Genomic DNA, 21,038 nt, shown 5'->3' with positions numbered 1-21,038 from the left:
CGGTGATGACTCCGACGCAGCTGCGCGCCTACTCGGCCGTCGTGCGGCTCGGCTCGGTCAAACAGGCGGCGGCTCACCTGTCGGTGTCCGAGTCCGCGATCTCGCTGCACATCGGACAGTTGCGGCGGGAGCTCGGCGATCAGCTCTTTTCCCGTACGGCGGCCGGGCTGGCCTTCACCCCTGGTGGCCTGCGTCTGGCCAGCCGGGCCACCGAGCTGCTTGGCCTGCAGGACATCACTGTGCTCGAGGTAAGCGCGGCCGGCCGCGGCCGCCGCCTGCTCCGTGTGGGCGCCTCGAGCCTGTTCGCCGAGCACGCCGCGCCCGGCCTGATCGAGCGTTTCGCCGCCCGGGCCGACGATCTCGATCTCGAACTGAGCGTCCGCGACCCCGGCGCGTTCGAGGCGTTGCTGCTGAGCCGCACGATCGACATCGCCGTCGGCCCGCCGCCCGCCGTGCTCGACCCGGCGCTGGCCGCCCGCCCGGTCATGAACTACCGCGTCGTGGTCGTGGCCGGCCCGGACAACCCGATCGTCCACTTGCGCCCGTCGGCCGCCCAGCTACGCGACCAGACGTGGCTGCTCGGCCCGTCCGCCACCGCCAGCTCGGGCGCCTTCCCCGACCTGCTGGCCCGCCTGGGCGTCCCCGAGGACCGTCAGCAGATCTATCAGAGCAACGCCGCCGCCCTGGAGGAGGCGAAGCGCGGCAAGGGCTTGGCCCCCGCGCTGGCGTTCGCCGTGGCCCCCGACATCCGCAACGGCACTCTCGTTCAACTGCCCAGCCCGCACGCCGTCCTCGAGGCGGGCTGGCACGCCCTCACCCTGGCCGACCAGGGCGCCCCCTCGGCGGCGGCCGAACTTTCCCGCTTCGCCTGCACGCCCCGGGCCATCCAGGCCATGATGCGCGGCGCCGGCGCGAAGGCCGGCCACTTCCGCCCCTCGGTGCACGTGACCCTCTGGAGCTGAGATCCGCGGTCAGGCCAGTGCGGGGACCAGGATGGGCAGGTTGATGCCCAGATGCAAGAGCATGCAGGCCACCAGGTTGCGGCGCCAGACGAAGAGCACGAACAGCGCAACCGTGCCGGAGGCCTGATAGAACAGCCAGGACGGTGAGAAGAAGACCAAGTGCGGCGCCACGAACAGCGGAACCGTGACGGCCAGCGCCGCCCAGGGCCGCCCGGTCACCTCGACCAGCCGCGTTATCGGGTAGCCGCGATACAACACCTCCTCGAAGACCGCCACGGACAGGATCAACGCGACCACGGCGAGGACGGACATGGCCGTGATGGCGGCGGTTCCCTCGTCGGCCGGCGGCGGACGGATCGTGTGGGCCAGCCACGTCCAGCCCATGTGGGCGCCGAACAGGATCAGCGCCCCTTCGAGGTCTTTGCCGGTCGGCCGGATCAGGCGGATCGAATCGAGCCGGCGGCGCTCCACCCCGTAGATGTAGGCCACGAGCAGGGCCACCGTCAGGGCGTTCCAGAAGATCGAGGCAGCCGGCCCCTCGATGCCGATGTCGATGCCGGCGGCCCGGCTCAGCGGGGGCAGCCACATCGGAACGTAGGCCAGAACCAGCCCTCCCAGAACCACTTTCATTTTGCTAGAGTAGCCGCTCTAGAGCGAACGCTCCAGCAAAGATGTTCTGGCCGGGAAGGAGGCACCGATGGGTCGCATCGTGGACGAGAGGCGTCACGCCGAGCGGCGCGAGGCGATCCTGCACGAGGCGTATCGGCAGTTCGCGGTGGCCGGCTACGACCGCACCAGCACCGCGTCGATCTGCCGCGGCGCCGGCATCTCGTCGGGCACGTTCTTCCACTACTTCCCGGCCAAGCTCGACGTCCTGGTCGGCATCCTGAGCGCCGGGCTGCAGCAGACCCGCCAGGCCCTGTCGCGCATCGAGACCCACAGCATTGGGCTGCCGGCCGTCCTGGCCTACGCCGGCGGCGTCCAGGCCGAGATGTCCGACCCCCACTTCGGCGGCTTCGTGCACGCCGTCGCGGGCGTCGAGCTGCTACCCGAGGTCGCCACCGTCCTCGAAGACGAGGCTTCGCTGATCAGAGCCTTCCTCGTACGTCATTTGTCCGACGCCTCGGCCCGGTCGGAGATCAGGGGCGACGCCTCCCCGGTCCACCTGGCGATGTGGACCCAATGGCTCCTCGACGGCGCCGCCCAGCACGCCACCGGCACCACTTCCCCGTCCGCTGAAGATGACGTCGTCGCGGCCGTCCGCGCCCTGCTCTCACCACCCTGATCACCCACGTTGACAACTCAATAGCGCAGGTCCTGCAGAAGGCGGGCGGCACGGGTCAGGTCGTGGAAGGTGGCCGCCGGCAGCAGGTGGTCGCAGTACGGCAGGGCGGCGGCCATGCCGGCCACACGCGGGGCGAAGCCGGGGGCGCCGGCGCGCGGGTTGAGCCAGAGGATGCGGTGGGCGCGGCGGCGCAGGCGGGACATGACGGCGTCCATCCGGTCGGGCGGGTCGCTGTCCCAGCCGTCCGAGGCGACGATCACCAGGGCGCCGCGCAGGGTGTTGCCGTGGTGCGAGTCGAGGACGGCGGCGAGGTTGGTGGCGATCCTGGTGCCGCCGAAGCGGTCGGTGACCAGGGCGCCGGCGCGGGTGACGGCCTCGGCGGCGGAAGTGTGCCGCAGGGCCGGGGTGAGGCGGGTCAGGGTGGTGGCGAAGGCGAAGACCTCGGCGTCGGCCACCAGGGTGAAGGCGCGCATCAGATGCAGATAGGCGGTGGCCTGGGCGCGCATCGACTCGCTCACGTCGCAGAGCAGCACGGCGCGGCGGGGGCGGCGGACGGGGCGTTCGCGGACGAGCGCCACCGGCTCCCAGGCGGTGCGGCGGGCGCGGGCGATGGTCGGGCGCAGGGCGATGCGGCGGCCGGACGGGTCGGCGGCGTGGCGGCGGGTCCGGCGGGTGGGCCAGCGGGTCAGGGCGGCCCGCAGCGCCTCGCCCAGCAGTTCGGTCCGGGCGGGATCCAGGTCTTCGAAGGGCAGGTCGGCCAGGGCGGCCAGGGCGCTGGGGCGGCGTTCCGGAATGTGCAGCGCCGAGTCGGTCGGGTCGGCCGGGGCGACGGCCGGGGGCAGGGTGGCCCAGGGCAGGCCGCCGCCGTCGGCTCCGTCCCGGGTGTCGGCCGGGACGGGGACGTGCACGTCGTCCCGGCGGGCCGGGGTGTTTCCGGCCTGACGACTGAGCGGCAGGGGTGGGGCGTCGGCGAAGACGGCGGCGAACACCTCGTCGAAGACCGCCAGGTCGGGCTGGCGGCGAACCAGGGCCACCCGGGCCGTCCAGTAGAGAGCGTCGACAGTGAGGGGCGGGCTCACCTCGATGGCGTGGACCAGGTCGCCCGTCTCGGTGAGACCGGCGGTCAGGCCCGCCCGGCGCAGGCGGTCGACCAGCGCCACGGCCAGGGCGGCCCGGTCGGTGCCACGCAGCAGCACCGGCCGGGCCGGCGGCGGGCTGCCCGGACGGGGGTGCCGGGGCGCCGCGCCGGAGGGAAACTCAGCGGCGGCCAACGAGCCACGCGATGACGGCGACGATCACGGCCACGACGACGCCCAGCGGGAGAAGTCGCTTGTAGACAGAACTGCCGGCGACAGCGAGCAGGTCCAGGGCTTCGGGCTCGCCGGCGGCCACGGCTACCTTCGTCGGCGCGGGCGGGGTGGTAGCCGCGGGCGGGGCCGTCACTGCGCTGGGGGCTGTCGTCGTGGCGGCGGCGAGCGGGTCGCTTCCGGCCACGGCGGGGGTGGCCGGCTCGGCGGCGCCCGGGTCGGCCGGGATCAGGTTCGCGGTCAGCGTCGCGGGGCTGGGGGCTTCGGGGCCGGGCCGGGCGGCGGGCACTCCGGGGGCCTCGGCGACGCCGGTTTCGGGGGCTGTCCCGACAGCGGCGGCCGACGGGGTGGAGGCGGCCACGACCGGCGCAGCGGCGCGGAGTTCGGGGGCCGCGGCCGAGGATTCAGGGGCGGGCGATGCATCGGTGGCGTCGTCGGTGGCCAGCTTGGCCTCGAGGTTGGTGACGAACTGGGCCAGCAGCTTGTTCGAGATCTCTTTGATCATGCCGCTGCCGAACTGGGCCAGCTTGCCGCTGATCTTCAGGTCGGTGTCGACGGTGACCAGCGTGCTGTCGCCCTCCGCGGTCAGGGCGGCCGTGATCAGGGCGGCGGCGTTGCCACCGGCCCGGGAGTCGCGGCCCTTGGCATCGATCACCGCCCGGTAGGAGTCGTCGTCCTTCTCGGTGAAGCGGGCCGTGCCGGTGAAGTCGGAGATCACCGGGCCCACCTTCACCTTGACCTTGCCGTTGTAGACGTCGCCGTCGACCCCGGTCAGCTGGGCGCCGGGCAGGCAGGGGGCGATGCCGGGCAGGTCGGTCAGCGCCGCCCAGGCCCGGTCGATCGGGGTGTGCACGGTGAACTCGTTGGTGATCTTCATGACGTCTCCTGGTGGACGGCGAGGGCGACGGCGGTCCGGTCGTCGGGGGTCTTGGCGATGGTGCCGAGCGTGGTGACGACCGCGGCGTCGGTTAGGTCGGCGACGCCGAGCGCGGACAGGGCCGACACCCAGTCGATCGTCTCGGCTAGGCCGGGCGCCTTGTCGAGCTCGAGACCGCGGACGCGCCCGATGAACTCGGTGGCGCTGCGGATGAGCGGTTCCGTGGCCCCGGGAACCGAGCGCCGCACGATCTCGGCGGCGCGGGCCGGGGCCGGGAACTCGATCCAGTGGTAGAGGCAGCGGCGGCGCAGGGCGTCGTGCAGGTCGCGGCTGCGGTTGGAGGTGAGCACCACGACCGGCGGCCGCAGCGCGGTGAAGGTGCCCAGCTCGGGGACGGTGATCGCGGCCTCGCCCAGGAACTCGAACAGCAGCGCCTCGAACTCGTCGTCAGCCCGGTCGATCTCGTCGATGAGCAGCACCGGCGGCGTGGGCCCGGAATGGCGTACGGCCCGCAGGATCGGTCTTTCCTGCAGGAACTCCGCCGTGAAGAGGTCGGCGTCGGTCAGCTTCTCGTGCCGGGCCTCGGCCAGCCGGATGGCGAGCAGCTGCCGCTGGTAGTTCCACTCGTAGAGGGCTTCGCCCGCGGTCAGCCCCTCGTAGCACTGCAGCCGGATGAGCGGCGCCGGCAGCGCGAGCGACAACGCCTTGGCCGCCGCGGTCTTGCCGACGCCGGGCTCCCCCTCGAGCAGCAACGGCTTGCCCAGCCGCAGAGCCAGGAACACGGCCATGGCCAGGCCGTCGTCGACCAGATAGTCGACGGCGTCAAGCCGCGCCCGCACGTCGGCAGCGTCGATCACCGGGCCTCACCGGCCAGCAGACGCTCGTAGTCGGCCCGCGTGTCCACGTCGATCGGCACCGGCCCGTCCACCGGCGCCTCGGTCACCGGGAAGGCGCCCGAGTGCAGCAGCTTCCACACCGCCTTGTCGCCGTGCAGGCCGGCCAGCTCGGAGAAGACCGGCCGGCGGAACAGGAACGGATGCCCGAGCCCGTCGTCGTAGCGGCACACCGCGATCGAGGTCGGTGCGGCCAGCAGCGCCCGCACGGAGGACGCGCGCACGCCGGGCTGATCACCGAGCAGCAGGACGAGCGAACCGCCGCGTACGCGGGAAATCGCCGAACTGACCGACGAACCACAGCCGGCCGAGTACGACGGGTTCTCGATCACCGTGCAGCCCGAGAGATCCACCTGGTCGCGGACGGCCGGGGCCGAGCCGCCCAGCGTGACCAGCAGCTGGTCGAAGCCGCAGGAACGCGCGACATCGAGCGTGGCGTCGAGCAGCGTACGGCCGCGGTAGGGAAGCAGTTGCTTGGCCTCGCCCAGCCGCAGCGATCCGCCCGCCGCCAGCACCAGCCCGGTGACCCCCATCGGCTAGGCCGCCACGAAGCTGTCGCGGCACCCCACCCGGCAGAACCAGTAGTCCTGCCCGTCGACGACGGCGTGCGGCGTGTCGTCGTCGATGAGGACGGTCATGCCGCAGACGGGGTCGACGGCCTGCCGGGGCGAGGGCTCCTTCGGATGCACCATGTCGTCGGGCGACGTGGCGTTGGCCCGCAGCTCGCGGACGACCTCGGCCAGGATCGAGAGCGCGATCTCTTTCGGCGTGCGGGCCCCGATGTCGAGCCCGGCGTGCGGCCGCACCCGGGCGCGCTCGTCCTCGGTCAGGCCCATGCCGTCGAGCACCACCGCGCCCCGCTTGTGGCTGGCCACCAGCGCCACGTACGGAACGGAAGCGTCCAGCGCCGCCCTGATCGCCTTCTCCTCGTCGCGTCCCAGCCCGGCCACCACGACGGCCGCCGCGCCCTCGAAGGACGAATCCGGCGCGACCTCGAAATCGAGGAACTCCGCCAGGGAGGCCACCGCCCGCCCGATCGGCGTGCTGCCGACGACACCGAGCAGCGGCTTGGGCAGCACCGGCCGCAGGAAGATCTCGATCGCCCCGCCCGAATGGCACGGGTTGACCACGACCAGCGCGCCCGGCGTCTCGGGGAACCCCGCCGCGTCGTCCGGCAGCACCCGCAGCAACAGCGTGTTGCCGTCCTTCAGGGTGTCCAGGGCCGCCGCCCGCACCGAGCTCTCGGCGCACACCCCGCCCACGAACCCCTCGATCGAGCCGTCGTCGAGGATGACCGCGTCGTCGCCGGGTCGGGCCGACGTCGGCTCCTGGGCGCGGACTACCGTCGCGTGCACGAACGGCCGGCGGGCCCGGGCGAGGTCGGCGGCTTTCTCGGCGACAGAAGACATGGGCACCTCAGATCGGTGGGGTGGCTCGGCCGCGCATCGCGTCCCACACCCGCGAGGGCGTCAACGGCATGTCGGCGTGGCGCACCCCGTACGGCTGCAGGGCGTCGACCACGGCGTTGACGATGGCCGGCGGCGAGCCGACCGTGGCCGACTCCCCCACCCCCTTGGCCCCGATCGGGTGGTGCGGCGACGGCGTGACCGTGTAGCCGGTCTCCCAGTCGGGCACCTCGAGCGAGGTCGGGATCAGGTAGTCCATCAGCGACGCGCCGAGGCAGTTGCCGTCCTCGTCGAACGAGATCATCTCCATCAGCGCCATGCCGACGCCGTCGGTGAGACCGCCGTGGACCTGGCCCTCGATGATCATCGGGTTGATGCGGGTGCCGCAGTCGTCGACCGCGATGAAGCGCCGCACCTTGACCTGAGCCGTGCCGGGGTCGATGTCGACGACGCAGATGTAGGCGCCGTGCGGATACGTCAGGTTGGACGGGTTGTAGCAGATCTGGGCCTCGAGCCCGCCCTCCACGCCGTCGGGCAGGTCGCCCGCGCCGTGGGCCCGCATCGCGATCTGCTGGATGGTGACCGCCTTGGCCGGGTCGCCCTTGACCTGGAACGAGCCCTTGACCCACTCCAGGTCGGCCACCGTCACTTCAAGCATGGCCGAGGCGATGAGCTGCGCCTTGTCGCGCACCTTGCGAGCGACCAGCGCGGCGGCCGCACCCGAGACGGGCGTCGAGCGGCTTCCGTACGTGCCCAGGCCGAACGGCGTCTGGTCGGTGTCGCCGTGCACGACCTCGATGTCGGCCGGCGGGATGCCGATCTCTTCCGCCACGATCTGGGCGAACGTCGTCTCGTGCCCCTGCCCCTGCGTCTTCACCGACAGCCGTACGACCGCCTTGCCCGTCGGATGCACCCGGAGCTCGCACCCGTCGGCCATCCCGAGCCCGAGGATGTCCATGTTCTTGCGCGGCCCGGCGCCGACCGCCTCGGTGAAGAACGAGATGCCGATGCCCATCAGCTCGCCGCGGGCCCGCTTCTCTTCCTGCTCCCGGCGCAGCTCGGCGTACCCGGCGATCTCCATGGCCTGGCGCATCGTCGGCTCGTAGTTGCCCGAGTCGTACACCCACCCGGTCTTGGTCGTGTACGGGAACTGATCGGGCTGGATGAAGTTCTTGAGGCGCAGCTCGGCCGGGTCCATCTGAAGTTCGGCGGCCAGGCAGTCGACGATGCGCTCGACCAGGTACACCGCCTCGGTGATGCGGAAACTGCAGGCGTACGCGACCCCGCCCGGGGCCTTGTTGGTATAGACGGCGGTCATCTTGCAGTAGGCGGCCTCGATGTCGTAGCTGCCGGTGAAGACGCCGAAGAAGCCGGCCGGATATTTGACCGGCGCCGCCGTGCCGTTGAACGCGCCGTGGTCGGCCAGCACGTTGGTGCGGATGGCCAGGATCTTGCCGTCGCGGGTGGCCGCGATCTCGCCGCGCATGATGTAGTCGCGGGCGAACCCGGTGCTGATCAGGTTCTCCGACCTGTCCTCCATCCACTTCACCGGCTTACCGGTGACGATGGAGCCGACGATCGCGCAGACGTAGCCCGGGTAGATCGGCACCTTGTTGCCGAAGCCGCCGCCGATGTCCGGCGCGATCACCTGGATCTTGTGCTCGGGCAGGCCGGCCACGATCGCATACAGGGTGCGGTGGGCGTGCGGGGCCTGGGTGGTCGACCACAGCCGCAACCGGCCCTCGACCGCGTCGAAGTCGGCCACCGCGCCGCACGTCTCCATCGGCGCCGGGTGCACGCGCGGGTAGACGATGTCTTGCTTCACGACGACGTCGGCCCGGGCGAAGACGGCCTCGGTCTCGTCGGCGTCGCCGGTCTCCCAGTCGAAGCAGTGGTTGTTCGTCTTGCCCTCGAGGTCGTCGCGGATCAGCGGGGCGTCCGGTGCGAGGGCCTGCCGCACGTCGATGACCGGGTCGAGCACCTCGTACTCGACGTCGATCAGCTCGAGCGCGTCGCGGGCCGCGTACCTGTCCTCGGCCACGACGAACGCGACCTCTTGCCCCTGGAAGCGCACCTTGTCGGTGGCCAGCACCGCCTGGACGTCGTTGGAGAGCGTCGGCATCCAGGCCAGGCCCAGCCCCTTCAGCGTCTCGCCGGTGACCACGGCCTTCACGCCGGGCGAGGCCTCGGCGGCGCTGGTGTCCACACTCACCACGCGGGCGTGTGCGAACGGCGAGCGCAGAATGGCCAGGTGCAGCATGCCCGGCAGCTGCACGTCGTCGGTGAAGCGGCCGCGCCCGCGCAGCAGTCGCGGGTCTTCCTTGCGCAGCATGCGCCCGAAGCCGACAGGCTTCTGGTCGTTGTCGTCGAACGTGGTGGTCTTCGGCTCTTCGACTGTCGTCATTTGTTCGCCGCCTCGTGGACCGACGCCCAGCGCACCGAGCGGACGATCGTGGAATAGCCCGTGCACCGGCAGATCTGGCCCGAGATGGCCTCGCGGATCTCGGCGTCGGTGGGGTCGGGATTCTTGTCGAGCAGGGCCCGGCAGGTCATCATCATGCCGGGCGTGCAGAAGCCGCACTGCAGGCCGTGGCACTGCATGAAGCCCTCCTGGATGGGGTCGAGCTCCGCCCCCTTGGCCAGGCCTTCCACCGTACGGACCTCGTGCCCGTCGGCCATGGCGGCGAGCACGGTGCACGACTTGACGGGCTCGCCGTCCAGCCACACCACGCAGGTGCCGCAGTTGCTGGTGTCGCAGCCCCAGTGGGTGCCGGTCAGGCTCAGCGTGTCGCGCAGGAAGTGCACGAGCAGCAGCCGGCCCTCGATCTCCCGGGTGACCTCGACGTCGTTCACGGTCATGGTGACCTGCATGCTCAGCTCCTCGCCCGGGCCACGGCGGTGCGCAGCGTCCGCCGGGTCAGCTCGTCGGCCAGGTGGCGTTTGTAGTCGGCGCTGCCCCGCTGGTCGGTGGCCGGGTCGCAGCTGCGCGCCGCGATCGCGCCGGCCTGTTCGTACAGATCCTCGGCCGGTTCGCGGCCCCGCAGGGCGGCCGAGACCTCCGGGATGCCGGTGGTGTTGGGCCCGACGGCGGCCAGACCCACCCGGGCGTCGGTGATCGTGCCGTCGGCGGCCAGCCACACCGCGGCGCCGGCCGACACCACGGCCCAGTCGCCCGCGCGGCGCTCCACCTTCTCGTACGCGCTGCCCCCACCCGGCCGCAGCGGCAACCGGATCTCGGTCAGCATCTCGTCGTCGCCGACCGCCGTCTCGTACGGGCCGACGTGGAACTCCTCCATCGTCACGACCCGCTCGGCGCCGCCCGGCCCGCGGATCACGCAGCGCGCGTCCAGCGTCGTGCACACCGCGGAGAGGTCTTCCGACGGGTCGGCCTGGCACAGCGAGCCGCCCAGCGTGCCCCGGTTGCGTACGACCGGGTCGGCGATCACCCGCTCGGCGTCCCGGAAGATCGGGAACGCGGCGGCCAGCTCGTCGGACTCCAGCAGCTCGCGGTGCCGGGTCAGCGCCCCGATGCGAACCTCGTCGCCGACCGGCCGGATGTAGCCCAGCTCGGCGTGCAGCGGGTTGATGTCGATCAGATAGTCGAAGTTGGCCAGCCGCAGCTTCATCATCGGCAGCAGGCTGTGACCGCCCGCCACCAGCCGCGCTGAGCTGCCCAGACGTTCCAGCAGACCGATGGCCTGGTCCACACTGGTGGCACGTTCGTACTCGAACGGGGCCGGCACCTGCACGCTGCACCTCCTGCGATTGACAGGCATCTTTCCTGAGCGCCGTCCAATGTCAACAGCTACCTAAGAGATGCCTTAGGTTGCTCTGCGTAGTCATTCGGGGTGCATTCGAAGACCGGGCGGGCCGCTGATCAGGACCATTTGGGTGACGAGCCTCACCGCCTGCCGCGCCGGAAATCGCGCCGGTCACTCCCCGCTGATCCCCGATGTCCGGAAAGACATCCGCCGAAGATTCCGATCCGTGACAAGTGTTTCCGCTGAGGCCCCTGCGAAAGCATCAGGTTCGCTCGAACCGGCCGATCGTCATCCCGTGCCGCCCCGGGACGCCGAGTCCCGCCCACCCGGAAGCGGCCGACCTGACATCGACAGGACTTCAGTGGGCGGGAACGGGGAAACCATTTCGCCGGTCCGTGTGGACCGGCTCGGGGTGAAGTCGCGCGAGCGACGGGCCGCCTTCAGGCCTAATCCGACAGCTAACCTCGCAGGCGGTTGAAGGACCGAGGATCGATTTGTCTGTCCAGACGCTGCGCCGCTTGCTGCTCCTGATCGCTGCGACGGCCATCGCCACCACCCTGCTCGTCACCCCCGCGGCCGCCTCGGCGGCACCCGCGGCCCCGGCCGCCGTGGCCGCCCGCGGGCTCAAGGTCGTCGCGTTCGCCCGGGCCCAGAAGGGCAAGCCCTACAAGTACGGCGCCCGCGGACCGGGCGCGTTCGACTGCTCCGGGCTCGCCGGTTACGCGTACGGGAAAGTCGGCCTGAAGTTGCCCCGCACCGCGCAGGCCCAATATCAGGCCGCGCGCAAGATCTCGAAGGCCGCAGCCCGCCCGGGCGACCTGGTCTTCTGGGTGTCGGGAAGCCGCGCCTACCACGTGGCCGTCTACGCCGGCGCCGGCCAGGTGTGGCACGCCCCCAAGCCCGGCGACCGCGTCAAGCTGGCCAAGATCTGGAACTGGAACCAGGTCCACTTCGCCCGCGTCGGCGCCTGACTTCTGGCTGCCGGGACAGAGCCCACCCACGGCAGTTTCAAGGGGTCGTTGCACCACCGTTGAAGTCCAGAAGTGTAGCCAGACGCTCGGCTGGTGTGTGCCAGCCGAGGGCCGCCGCTGAGTTCGGCCGCGACAGCGGCCAACTCTTCGGGTGTGTGCTGGGCGAGGTCAGTGCCTTTCGGGAAGTATTGGCGCAGCAGTCCGTTGGTGTTCTCGTTCGAGCCGCGTTGCCAGGGCGAGTGGGGGTCGCAGAAGTAGACCGGCATGCCCGTCGCGATGCTGAACTCGTGATGCAATGCCCTTTCGACGCCTTGGTCCCAGGTCAGTGTCCGTTTCAGATGCTGCGGCAGTGTCGCCACGGTGTGCAGCAGGGCGTCACGGACGCGTTCGGCGTTCTGGCTGCGGCCCAGGTGCAGCAGCATCACGTAGCGGGTGCTGCGTTCGACCAGGGTGCCGATCGCCGACCGGTTGTCTTTACCGATCATCAGGTCACCTTCCCGCCAGTTCGCGGCGTAACGAGCCGCGGCCTTGGACGTAGATGGCCTGGTAGATCGTTTCGTGGGACACGTGCCGCTCGCTTTGCTCCGGATGTTCCAGGCGTAGCCGGCGGCTGATCCGCTGCGGGCTGTATCGCTGTTCGAGCATGGCTTGCACTGCTCGGTGCAGCGGCTGGTTAACGGCGAGTTTGCGGGGCTTAGGCCGGGGCCGGCGGCTCTGGGCATGCTGCTGCGCGGTGCAGGGCTGATAGCTGACGTCGCGGTGGCGGTTACGGCGGACCTCCCGGCTGATCGTGCACCGCGGCCCGGCCCGGCTCTGACGTGATCGCTGCCCGGCTGCCCCCGGCCAGCAGCCGATCGGCGATCACGATCCGCTCAGGCTGCGACAGATACCGCGGCGAACTCGCCGCTTCAGCCGCTGCGGCCGCGGCCGCAGCGGCTACCCGCTGCTCACGCTGCCTCGCCAACCAGATAGGCCTTACGAGAACGGCGCGAATCGGCATGACGCCACTCGTAGCCGGTCCGCACCGACAATCCGGCAGGCCTCAGTCGTGCCCATGCCCTGCGCCAGCAACTCGAAATACCGGCGCCGTTGCGTGTCCTTGGCACCACCCGGCACCCAGCCGGCCACATGATCTGCAAACATTGTCACCCCCCACGAGCAGGGGTGGTGCAACGTTCCCTTGAAAGCGGGCACCCTGGAGGTCCCCCGCCACCGCTAAGTGTGACAAGTCTCGGCGATCTCCACGTCGTGGCCTGTGGACAACTCGGCATTGTGGATAACCGCGGGAACGGCGTCGTCAGCGTTCCGAAGCGCCGCCTCACGGGCGGAGCCCGCGACATCGGCGGGGCGGCGGGAAAAGCGGGCGGCGTCGGCGGAACCGGCGGCCTCGGCGAGGCAGCGGGAAAAGCGAGCGGCGTCGGCGGCATCGGCGGGGCGGCGGGAAGTGCGGGCGGAACCGGCGGCCTCGGCGAGGCAGCGGGAAAGCGAGCGGCGTCGGCGGAACCGGCGGCATGGGCGAGGCGACGGGAAAAGCGAGCGGCGTCGGCGAAACCGCCGGCCTCGGCGAGGGTGGCGGTGTCCGCGCGGGTTTCGGCGTCGGCGAGCCGGAGGATCAGCGGCCGGTAGGACGTGCGCAGCTTGACCGCGCGGACGCCCTCGAACAGCACGTTGAGGTGCTCGTCGTGGGTGTCGTCGGCCTGGGCGTGCAGCATCAACTGCAAATGGCCGGCGCCGTAGTGCCGCCAGTGGAACCGGCGGGCCGGCGCTATGGATTCCATGCGTCGGCGCGGGTAGGCAACTTTGCACCGGCGGCGTCGGTGACGTCCGGGCGCCGAGGGAAGCGGGCGGCCAGTCGGTCGTACGCCAGAAGCAAGGCCCCGAGCGCGGCGAAGATGAGCCCCAGCTTGACGAACTGGCCGCCCACCCACCCGTACCCATGGGAAGTGGGATTCAGGAAGAAGTAGGGGTAGCGGTCGCTGACCGTGGGGAAGGCGATCGCCCGGGCCACCGAGGTCGCGCCGTAGGCGAGGGGGAACAGGATCCACAGCGGAAGGTCGCGCCAAGGGGAGACGCGGCGGGGGCCGAACGCCAGCCAGTCGGTGAGCACCAGCACCGGCACCACGTAGTGGACCAGGAACAGCGACCAGTTCATGACCCGCGTGGCCGGGTCGGCGACGGTCAGGCCGGGCAGCGGGTTCGCGCCGTGCTGCAGCATGAAGAGGGAGATCAGGCCGGTGATGACGATCCACAGGGTGACCGCGCCGCGCAGGCGGGGTGCGGCAGGGTCGGTCGTGCGGCGGCGGATCATCCAGTAGAGGACGCCGCCGAAGTAGCCGAGCGTGATGATGTTGCTCTGGCTGGTGTAGTAGGCCAGGCGGTGCTCGCCCATCAGCAGGCCGGTCAGCCCGGAGAGGACGATCAGCGCGCGCAGCACCAGTTGCGGGCTCAACGCAGGGCGCCCTTCTGCACCTTGCCCATGGCGTTGCGCGGCAGCGCGTCGAGTAGACGCACGGCTCGGGGTCGCTTGTGGGCGGCCAGACGGTCGGCGACCCAGGCGATCAGGTCACGCTCGGTGGCGCCTTCGGCGACGACGTACGCGGTGATCTGCTCGCCGAGGTCGGGGTGCGGCGTGCCGACCACCGCGGCCTCGCGGACGGCCGGGTGCAGCAGCAGCGCGTCCTCGACCTCGCCCGCGCCGACCCGGTAGCCGCCGGTCTTGATCAGGTCGGTGGAGGCGCGGCCGACGATGCGGTGCCAGCCGTCGGCGCCGATCGTGGCCACGTCGCCGGTGACGAACCAGCCCTCGGGCCTCGCCTGGCGCAGGTAGCCGTCGAACAGGGTGGCCCCGCGCACTTGCAAGTGGCCGATGGTGCCCGGCTCGTCCAGCGGCGCGCCGGCGTCGTCGACCAGGCGCGTCTCGACGCCCGGGATCGGCAGGCCGACCTGGCCGGGGCGGCGTTCGCCGTCGGCCCGGGCGCTCACCGTGATCAGGGTCTCGGTCATGCCGTAGCGCTCGACCGGGGCCTGACCGGTGAGCTCGCGCATCGCGTCGAAGACCGGGGCGGGCAGGGGCGCGCTGCCGGAGACGAGCAGGCGGGCCGGGCGCAGCTCGCGGGCCTCGGTGGGCGCGGCGCAGATCCGGGACCAGACGGTGGGTACGCCGAAGTACATCGTGCCGGGCGTGGCCGCGTACGCCTGGGGTGTGGGTTTGCCGGTGTGGGCGAGCCGCGAGCCGATGCGCAGAGGGCCGAGCACGCCCAGCACCAGCCCGTGCACGTGGAAGAGCGGGAGCCCGTGCACAAGGGTGTCGCCGGCGGTCCACTGCCAGACCTGGGCCAGCGCGTCGAGGTCGGCGGCCAGGGCGCGCCGCGAGAGGACGGCGCCCTTGGGCGGGCCGGTGGTGCCGCTCGTGTAGAGGACCAGGGCGGGCGCATCCGGGTCGGGCTCGTCCGGCACACGGTGGTTGGTGCCGGTCGTCCGCGCCTCGATCAGCTCGGCGCCGGAGTCGTCGAGGATGTGGGCGCGCTCGAGTTCGCCGGCGTCGGGCGGCACAGGTACGACGGGCACGCCCGCCAGCAGGGCGGCGGTGATCACGACAATCGTGTCGACGGTCGGCGTCGCGCGGACCGCCACCATGCGCCGGCCGGCGATCTCGGCCGCCAGCCCCGAGGCCCGTTCCAGCAGCTCATGCCGCGGAAGGGTCGTTTCCGGATCGCGTACGGCGCCGGTCAGGTCGGCGTCGTTGTGCAGCGCCCCCAGCAGCCGGGTCATCGGGCGCCCTCGAGCCGGCTCACCATCGGGCTGAGCAGGTCGTTCAGCTCCCGGACGAGGACGGTGACGGTGCGCTCGGCCAGGTCGGGCAGCTCGGGCCCGGCCTCGTCGGGAACCTTGGGCAGATCGGTCAGCGGCAGCGGCGCCTCGGCGGTCAGCACCGAGCGCAGATGTGGCACGCGGCTGAGCTCTTCCTGCGACGGCGTCAGGAACTGGCCGAACGTCTCGGGCCAGCCCCGCCAGCCCCTGTCCTGGGTCCACGCCTGCGATTCGCTCAGCCCGGCCGGCCAAGGGGCGACCAGCTCGACGGCGACGGTGAGCGACCCGTCCCAGCTGTTGCGCCGGCACTCGGCCCGCAGCACGCGGCGGTGCAGCCGGACGAAACCGGGGTCGAGATGCGGGGCGGTCGCCAGCCGCCAGGCCACGCAGGCGAACCCGACCGGCGAGATGTCACCCCAGCAGTCGCCGAACTCTTTGGCGTGCACCCACACGTGTTCGGCGAACCGGCTGCGGCCCAGCCCCGCGTTCTCCCGGTCGTAGTGGTGGTCGATCCAGGCGACAGTGAGCGGAGCCATCCGCCCACTGTAGGACGGCGGGCGGAGACCGCCTTGCGGCGGGCGGAGACCGCCTTACTGCGAGCGGAGACCGCCTTGCTGGGGGCGCAGGCCGTCGAAGACGATCGCGAGCACCCGGGCTCGCAGAGCGGCACCCTCGGCGTCCAGCTCGGGGACCCGGGAGACGGCCAGCATGAGCGCGACCAGCTCGGCCACGGTGACGTCGGAGCGGATGGCCCCCTGCTCCTGCGCCCGCGAGAGCAACGAGCCCAGCGCCCGGGGCAGCTGTTCGCGCGCCGGCGTGAGCGCGTCCCGCAGGTTCGTGGCGGCGAACGCGTCGGCCCAGTCCTGCTTGCCCGCGGCCACCTCGGCCACCCGGCCCAGGAAGACCCAGATGGCCTCGCCCGGGTCCTCGGCCCCGACCAGTTGGTCGGCCTCTTCGCCGAAGCGTCTCAGCCGTTCGCGGAAGACCGCCTCGATCAGTGCCGCCTTGGTCGGGAAGTGCCGGAAGACGGTGCCGATGCCGACCCCCGCCGCGCGGGCGACCGCTTCGGTGGAGACCGCCGTGCCTCGCGCCACGAACACCTGCTCGGCCGCGGCAAGCACGCGGGACCGATTACGCAATGCATCAGCACGCGGCGCGCGTGCGGTCATGGTTCACACTCCAGTCCGGTTTGTCGCTTTGGCAGCTCGTTGACCGTTCATCAGCCTAGCGTCCCCTTTGTAACGGAGTGATCACTCCACTTTAGACACTCGAGGCCGACGAAGAGTCTCCCTCCGCGGACGATCCGCGGCTTCCCCCACCGGTCCAGTCCCCGCAGGTACACCCGGTCTGACCATCCTAGGAGGCTAGGTATCGTGATCCTCGGCGGAGGCCCCGAGTGTGGCTGACGAAACACAAAAACGCCCGGCCGCCAAGAAGGCGGCCGGGCGCTTCGCAGAATCAGCAGGCGTTACTTGAGGAGGCGCTTGTCCACGTCGAGCGACTTGGGCAGCGCGATGGTGATCCACTCGTTGTTGTCGGCCGCGGTGGCGCTGCGGCCGGTCGAGAACGGGAAGTTGTTGTCGTTGAGGACGGCGATGGTCCGGTCGTCCAGGATGACGACGTCCTCGATGGTCTGGAACGGGAACGTGAAGACCGGGCCGAAGCCGCCCAGCTTGCGCGGGTTGGCCACGTTCATCAGGTCGACCACCAGCGTCTTCTCCAGACGGTCGCCGCGCTTGGTGGCGAGGTAGATCTTCTTGACGACGGCCGTGGCGCCCTGGCCGTTGTCGCGCTCGATGACCAGGAAGCGGTTCCTGTCGACCGCGATCGCGTCGCCGATGGCGAAGTCCGGGTTGTCGAGCTGGTAGGTCCACCGCTTGCCGGTGTACTTCTTCGCGCGTACGTCGAACTCGTTGAGCCGAAGCGCGCCGGCCGGGTCGCCGGTGATCGAGCCCTCGAGCAGCCCGTACAGGTAGCGGCCGTCGGGCGACTGGGCCAGGCCCTCGAAACCCTTGCTGCTGCGAGCGGTCGCCGTGGCGCCGGTGCGGGCGGCGGTCTCGGGCGCGATCACGCCCTCCAGCGGAACCGGCGCGTCGAGCAGCCGGCCGGCGCGGTCGAAGTGCAGCAGGTACGGGCCGAACTCGTCGCCGACGTAGAACGTGCCGTCGGCCAGCTTCTGGATCGACTCGGGGTCGAAGTCGGCGCCGGTGAGGACGCGGTCCTCCCGGGTCAGCTTCCACGAGATCTTGCCGTCGGGGTCGGTCAGGTTGATGCCGCCGAGAACGTCGACCTTGTTCGTACGGAAGACCGGGGCCAGACGCTGCACGCGCAGCAGGAAGTCGCCCGAGTTGGCCTGGTTGCCGTAGCCGTTGTCGGAGAGCACGTCGAAGGTGCCGTCCCCGTTGTCGGCGATTCCCGAGAAGCCCTGGATCGGCTGGTCGGCGAAGGGCACCGTGAAGCCGTTGAGGTTGCCGGTGGCGAGCGCGCCGGACGGCTCGCTGCCCGGGACGAAGGTGCCGGCGGGCAGCGAGGCCCAGCCGGTGAGAGTGGGCTTGGAGACTCGGTGGCCGCCGGCGTAGGACGCGGTGCCGGCCAGCGACAGGGTGAGCGCCAGGACGCCGGTCCCGGCGAGAACGTTGCGGACGATCTTTCGCATGGCCGGAGGCTACGGAGCCCGGGTTAATCGTGATCGACGAATGGCTTGCGGGCTCGCACCGGCCTCGTGGCGGCGAGGCCGGTGCGAACCGGTCCAGGGGCTAGCGAGTGGCCGTCTCGGACTCGCTGAGCGCGGCCAGCGTCTCGACTCCCCCGCCGAAGCCGGCCGCGGCCACTGCGGCGATCACGGTGGCGGCGCGCAGCGCATGGAAGCCGCCGCGGCCCAGGGTGGCCGCCTTGATGTTGTGGGCGACCGCGCGGGGCAGGGTGCGGCGCAGGTAGTCCTGCTCGGCGCCGAGCTTCTGGTCGCGCGGCAGCAGGCCGGCCATCTGCACCTTGCCCCGGCCCTCGGCGTAGCAGCGGCGCAGGAAGAACCGGAACGTCGACCGGTCGAGCGGCACGTCGTGCTCGATGACCGAGTCCGGCACGTACATCCAGTGACCGCCGGTCTCGGCGCTGATCCGCAGGCAGAGCTCGGTGTCCTCGGGCCGGTTCTGGTCGCCGAGCTTGCCGAAGCCGACCCGGAAGCCGCCGACCTTCTCGAAGGCCGAGCGGCGGATCATCATGCTGGCCGACCAGACGTTGCGGATCTCCGCGACCGAGGTGGGCATTCCCGCGTACGAGACCCCGACCGTCCAGAGCAGCTCGTCCGGCAGCCACGACGGGCGCCGGCGCTCCCAGGCCGGCATGATCAGCCCGCCCGCGCCGACCACGGCCGGGTCGGCGAACGGCGCCGCCAGCCGGCCGAGCCAGGTGGGGTGGGCGACGGTGTCGTCGTCGAGGAAGGCGATCAGCTCGGACCGGGCGTGGAAGGCGCCGGTGTTCCGGTTGCCCGAGGCGCCGCGCACCGACTCGTTCTCGAGCACGGTGACGTCCGGGAACTCGCCCTTGACCCGCTCGAACAGCTCGGGATTGTGGTCGACCACGACGATGACCTCGGCCGGCGTCACCGTCTGGGCCTGGGCAGAGGCGATCGTCCGGCACAGCGACGCCCAGCGACGCTCGCTGTGCGTAGGGATGACGACGCTGACGTCGATGCTCTCGGTCATGGCGGACGCTCCTGGGGGCGCGGTGAAGCGAAGTTGATCAACCTGCGGACGGGACCATACACAGCGAATCTATGATTTGCATAAGAGCCTGCCCGGAATTGATTAACGGCTGCCGCGCCATTGTTTCGGCCCGGGAAACGGGCCCGGCAATGCCACTCTTTGCGGCGCTGACGACCAAACCGGACCAACCTGCCAGTAAGGTCCTCAGGTCGGACAACAGGTAGCTCAGGGCACTGCTCAGCGCGACCGGCCCGGCCGCGCGCCCGCCAAGGATTGCCGCCGGGAAAGCTATGGTGCCCATTCGGCTCAAGACGAGATCAACCGTTCGACCGATCACGCTTTCGGCCATTGTCTGTGCACGTGCACAGGAACGGCTGTAGTGCGAATCACCTCACCTTTCCGGCCACATTTCCTGCCACCACGAAGCGTGACACGCCCCGACTACGCAGCGGAACAGCGATCGGCCGGATCGGGCCGGCGGCGAGCGGGTCGGGTCAGCGCCAGAAGACGGCGACCGCGGCGTTGGCCAGGGTCAGCACGATGATGCCGATGAAGTGGCCTTTGTTCACGGCCTCCCGCTTGCGCGGGATGAAGACCATGATGAAGATCAGCACCGCCAGCAGCAGCTTCACGCCCAGCTTGATCAGGCTCGGCTCGGCGTCCCCGCCACCCCGCAGCGGCGCCGCCAGCGCGATACCCGACAGCAGCTGGATCACCGACCCCCACAGCACGGCCGGGTTGATCCGGAACTTGCCCGTGAGGAACTGGGCGATCGCCCCGCCCAGCAGCAGCGCGAACCCCACGAGGTGAACGAAGAGCAGAATCAGCCGGAGTGCTTCCACGGCGGAAAGCTTGCCAAAGACCCCGTGCCGCTGATCACTCGGGTCCGGTGAGGACGGGCAGCGTGAACAGGCCTCGCAACAGCAGGCCGGGGCGCTAGGTCAGCTCGGACGGGGGCACGGCCAGGCGCAGCGAAGGGTGGCGGTCGATCAGGGCGCCGAACGCGATCTGGGCTTCCAGGCGGGCCAAGGGGGCGCCCAGGCAGTAATGGATGCCGTGGCCGAACGCCAGGTGCGGGTTCTGCGGGCGGTCCAGTCGCAGCTCGTCGGGGTCGGGGAAGCGCGCGTCGTCGCGGTTCGCCGACAGCAGGCCGATCACCACCATGGCGTACGCGGGAAGCTTTTGACCGCCCAGCGTGACCGGCTCGGTGGTGATGCGGAACGTGGCGGTCTCGACCGGGGACTCGTATCGCAGGAATTCTTCGATCGCCGTGGGCAGCAGAGTGGGGTCGGCGCGCAGGCGCTCCCAGCGTTCGCGCTCGCTGAGCAGCAGATAGGCGCCGTTGCCGATCAGGTTGACCGTGGTCTCGTGGCCGGCGATCAGCAGCAGGAAGACCATCGAGACGAGCTCGTCCTCGTCGAGCTTGTCTTCGCTGTCGCGAACCTCGATCAGGCCGGAGAGCAGGTCGTCGCCGGGGTCGGCGCGGCGGGCGGCCAGCAAGCCGCGGATGTAGGCGACCATCGCCTGCGCGGCGCCGGGGAAGTCGGCCTGGTAGGCGACGCCGCCGACGATGATGTTGGACCAGCGGCGGAACGATTCCTGGTCCTCCGTCGGGATGCCGAGGAGTTCGCAGATCACCCGGATGGGCAGCGGGAAGGCGAACGCGTCGATCAGGTCGAACGGTTGCCCCGCGGCCGGGAACGCATCCAGCAGGGACGTCGTGATCTCGGTGATCCGGGGGCGCAGCGCCTCGATCCGGCGGGCCGTGAACGCGGCCGAGACCAGGCGGCGCAGGCGGGTGTGGTCGGGCGGGTCGACGGCCAGCATGTGGCGGGACAGGGCCCGCTGGATCGCGTCGGACGGGTGGCCCTGGTTGCGGCCCTGCTTCGAGAAGCGGGGGTCGGTGAGCGCCTGCCGGGCGTCCTCGTAGCGGGTCACCAGGTAGGCGATGGCGCCGCTGGCCAGCTGCACCTCGCGCACCGGGCCTTCGCGCCGCCATTCCGCGTACGAGGGATGAGGGTCGGCGTGGAATTGCGGGTTGGCGAGATTGCTGCGAGACATG

General features: G+C 71.0%; 20 protein-coding genes, 1 pseudogene and 1 riboswitch. Of the genes and pseudogenes, 3 read left to right on the top strand and 18 right to left on the bottom strand.

The window, feature by feature from the left end; genetic code table 11:
• Nucleotides 1–5 precede the first annotated feature (5 nt).
• Nucleotides 6–962, top strand: coding sequence for a LysR family transcriptional regulator (locus OWR29_RS09560; RefSeq protein WP_267562600.1), 957 nt, complete (start codon nucleotides 6–8; stop codon nucleotides 960–962).
• A gap of 9 nt (nucleotides 963–971) precedes the next feature.
• Here OWR29_RS09560 and OWR29_RS09555 read toward each other — a convergent pair whose 3' ends face one another.
• On the bottom strand, nucleotides 972–1,592 hold the full coding sequence (locus OWR29_RS09555; protein WP_267562217.1) for a CPBP family intramembrane glutamic endopeptidase: 621 nt from the start codon (nucleotides 1,590–1,592) through the stop codon (nucleotides 972–974).
• A 67-nt stretch (nucleotides 1,593–1,659) separates the two neighbouring features.
• Here OWR29_RS09555 and OWR29_RS09550 point away from each other — a divergent pair, with 67 nt between their 5' ends.
• Nucleotides 1,660–2,247, top strand: coding sequence for a TetR/AcrR family transcriptional regulator (locus OWR29_RS09550; RefSeq protein ID WP_267562216.1), 588 nt, complete (start codon nucleotides 1,660–1,662; stop codon nucleotides 2,245–2,247).
• Between the two features lie 17 nt (nucleotides 2,248–2,264).
• Here the strand turns inward: OWR29_RS09550 and OWR29_RS09545 are convergent, their stop codons facing one another.
• The 8 genes from OWR29_RS09545 to OWR29_RS09510 are packed head-to-tail and all read right to left on the bottom strand — an operon-like array spanning nucleotide 2,265 to nucleotide 10,479.
• A complete protein-coding gene (locus OWR29_RS09545) occupies nucleotides 2,265–3,518 on the bottom strand; it encodes a vWA domain-containing protein (protein WP_267562215.1) in 1,254 nt (417 codons plus the stop codon).
• Nucleotides 3,505–4,431, bottom strand: coding sequence for an SRPBCC family protein (locus OWR29_RS09540; RefSeq protein ID WP_267562214.1), 927 nt, complete (start codon nucleotides 4,429–4,431; stop codon nucleotides 3,505–3,507). The genes OWR29_RS09545 and OWR29_RS09540 overlap by 14 nt, the downstream gene beginning before the upstream one ends.
• Complete coding sequence (locus OWR29_RS09535; RefSeq protein ID WP_267562213.1) at nucleotides 4,428–5,288, bottom strand: AAA family ATPase; 861 nt, start codon at nucleotides 5,286–5,288, stop codon at nucleotides 4,428–4,430. The genes OWR29_RS09540 and OWR29_RS09535 overlap by 4 nt, the downstream gene beginning before the upstream one ends.
• Complete coding sequence (locus OWR29_RS09530) at nucleotides 5,285–5,857, bottom strand: nucleotidyltransferase family protein (RefSeq protein ID WP_267562212.1); 573 nt, start codon at nucleotides 5,855–5,857, stop codon at nucleotides 5,285–5,287. The genes OWR29_RS09535 and OWR29_RS09530 overlap by 4 nt, the downstream gene beginning before the upstream one ends.
• A gap of 3 nt (nucleotides 5,858–5,860) precedes the next feature.
• Entirely contained in the window at nucleotides 5,861–6,733 is an 873-nt protein-coding gene (locus tag OWR29_RS09525; RefSeq protein ID WP_267562211.1) for an XdhC family protein, read from the bottom strand.
• A gap of 7 nt (nucleotides 6,734–6,740) precedes the next feature.
• Nucleotides 6,741–9,134: an aerobic carbon-monoxide dehydrogenase large subunit gene (locus OWR29_RS09520; protein WP_267562210.1), complete on the bottom strand. Its 2,394-nt coding sequence runs from the start codon at nucleotides 9,132–9,134 to the stop codon at nucleotides 6,741–6,743.
• A complete protein-coding gene (locus OWR29_RS09515) occupies nucleotides 9,131–9,601 on the bottom strand; it encodes a (2Fe-2S)-binding protein (protein WP_267562209.1) in 471 nt (156 codons plus the stop codon). Before OWR29_RS09515 ends, OWR29_RS09520 begins: the two co-directional genes overlap by 4 nt.
• 2 nt (nucleotides 9,602–9,603) lie before the next feature.
• Nucleotides 9,604–10,479, bottom strand: a complete 876-nt coding sequence (locus tag OWR29_RS09510; RefSeq protein ID WP_267562208.1) for an FAD binding domain-containing protein — start codon at nucleotides 10,477–10,479, stop codon at nucleotides 9,604–9,606.
• 350 nt (nucleotides 10,480–10,829) lie between these two features.
• A riboswitch (cyclic di-AMP (ydaO/yuaA leader) is annotated at nucleotides 10,830–10,980 on the top strand.
• 29 nt (nucleotides 10,981–11,009) lie between these two features.
• On the opposite strand from OWR29_RS09510, the gene OWR29_RS09505 reads away from it, so the two are divergent.
• Entirely contained in the window at nucleotides 11,010–11,462 is a 453-nt protein-coding gene (locus OWR29_RS09505) for a C40 family peptidase (protein ID WP_267562207.1), read from the top strand.
• A gap of 37 nt (nucleotides 11,463–11,499) precedes the next feature.
• Here the strand turns inward: OWR29_RS09505 and OWR29_RS09500 are convergent.
• From OWR29_RS09500 to OWR29_RS09460, 9 genes and pseudogenes are all read right to left on the bottom strand, one after another.
• Nucleotides 11,500–12,209, bottom strand: a pseudogene (locus tag OWR29_RS09500) (IS30 family transposase); the annotation flags it as partial.
• A gap of 1,018 nt (nucleotides 12,210–13,227) precedes the next feature.
• Nucleotides 13,228–13,911, bottom strand: a complete 684-nt coding sequence (locus OWR29_RS09495) for a Pr6Pr family membrane protein (protein WP_267562206.1) — start codon at nucleotides 13,909–13,911, stop codon at nucleotides 13,228–13,230.
• Nucleotides 13,908–15,233 carry an AMP-binding protein gene (locus OWR29_RS09490; protein ID WP_267562205.1) on the bottom strand — a complete coding sequence of 442 codons (1,326 nt, stop codon included), beginning with the start codon at nucleotides 15,231–15,233 and terminating at the stop codon, nucleotides 13,908–13,910. The genes OWR29_RS09495 and OWR29_RS09490 overlap by 4 nt, the downstream gene beginning before the upstream one ends.
• Nucleotides 15,230–15,808: a hypothetical protein gene (locus OWR29_RS09485; RefSeq protein WP_267562204.1), complete on the bottom strand. Its 579-nt coding sequence runs from the start codon at nucleotides 15,806–15,808 to the stop codon at nucleotides 15,230–15,232. Before OWR29_RS09485 ends, OWR29_RS09490 begins: the two co-directional genes overlap by 4 nt.
• A 54-nt stretch (nucleotides 15,809–15,862) precedes the next feature.
• Entirely contained in the window at nucleotides 15,863–16,441 is a 579-nt protein-coding gene (locus tag OWR29_RS09480) for a TetR/AcrR family transcriptional regulator (protein WP_267562203.1), read from the bottom strand.
• 299 nt (nucleotides 16,442–16,740) lie between these two features.
• The gene (locus tag OWR29_RS09475; RefSeq protein WP_267562202.1) at nucleotides 16,741–17,928 is read right to left on the bottom strand and encodes an esterase-like activity of phytase family protein; all 1,188 of its coding nucleotides are present in this window, start codon (nucleotides 17,926–17,928) and stop codon (nucleotides 16,741–16,743) included.
• Nucleotides 17,929–18,028: 100 nt separating this feature from the next.
• Nucleotides 18,029–18,976 carry a glycosyltransferase family 2 protein gene (locus OWR29_RS09470; protein WP_267562201.1) on the bottom strand — a complete coding sequence of 316 codons (948 nt, stop codon included), beginning with the start codon at nucleotides 18,974–18,976 and terminating at the stop codon, nucleotides 18,029–18,031.
• A 494-nt stretch (nucleotides 18,977–19,470) separates the two neighbouring features.
• The gene (locus tag OWR29_RS09465; RefSeq protein ID WP_267562200.1) at nucleotides 19,471–19,818 is read right to left on the bottom strand and encodes a hypothetical protein; all 348 of its coding nucleotides are present in this window, start codon (nucleotides 19,816–19,818) and stop codon (nucleotides 19,471–19,473) included.
• Nucleotides 19,819–19,912: 94 nt separating this feature from the next.
• On the bottom strand, nucleotides 19,913–21,037 hold the full coding sequence (locus OWR29_RS09460) for a cytochrome P450 family protein (protein WP_267562199.1): 1,125 nt from the start codon (nucleotides 21,035–21,037) through the stop codon (nucleotides 19,913–19,915).
• Nucleotide 21,038 lies beyond the last annotated feature (1 nt).

This window comes from Paractinoplanes pyxinae (genome assembly GCF_026626335.1).
Lineage (GTDB): Bacteria > Actinomycetota > Actinomycetes > Mycobacteriales > Micromonosporaceae > Actinoplanes > Actinoplanes pyxinae.
This window is presented reverse-complemented; position numbering and strand designations above follow the sequence as displayed.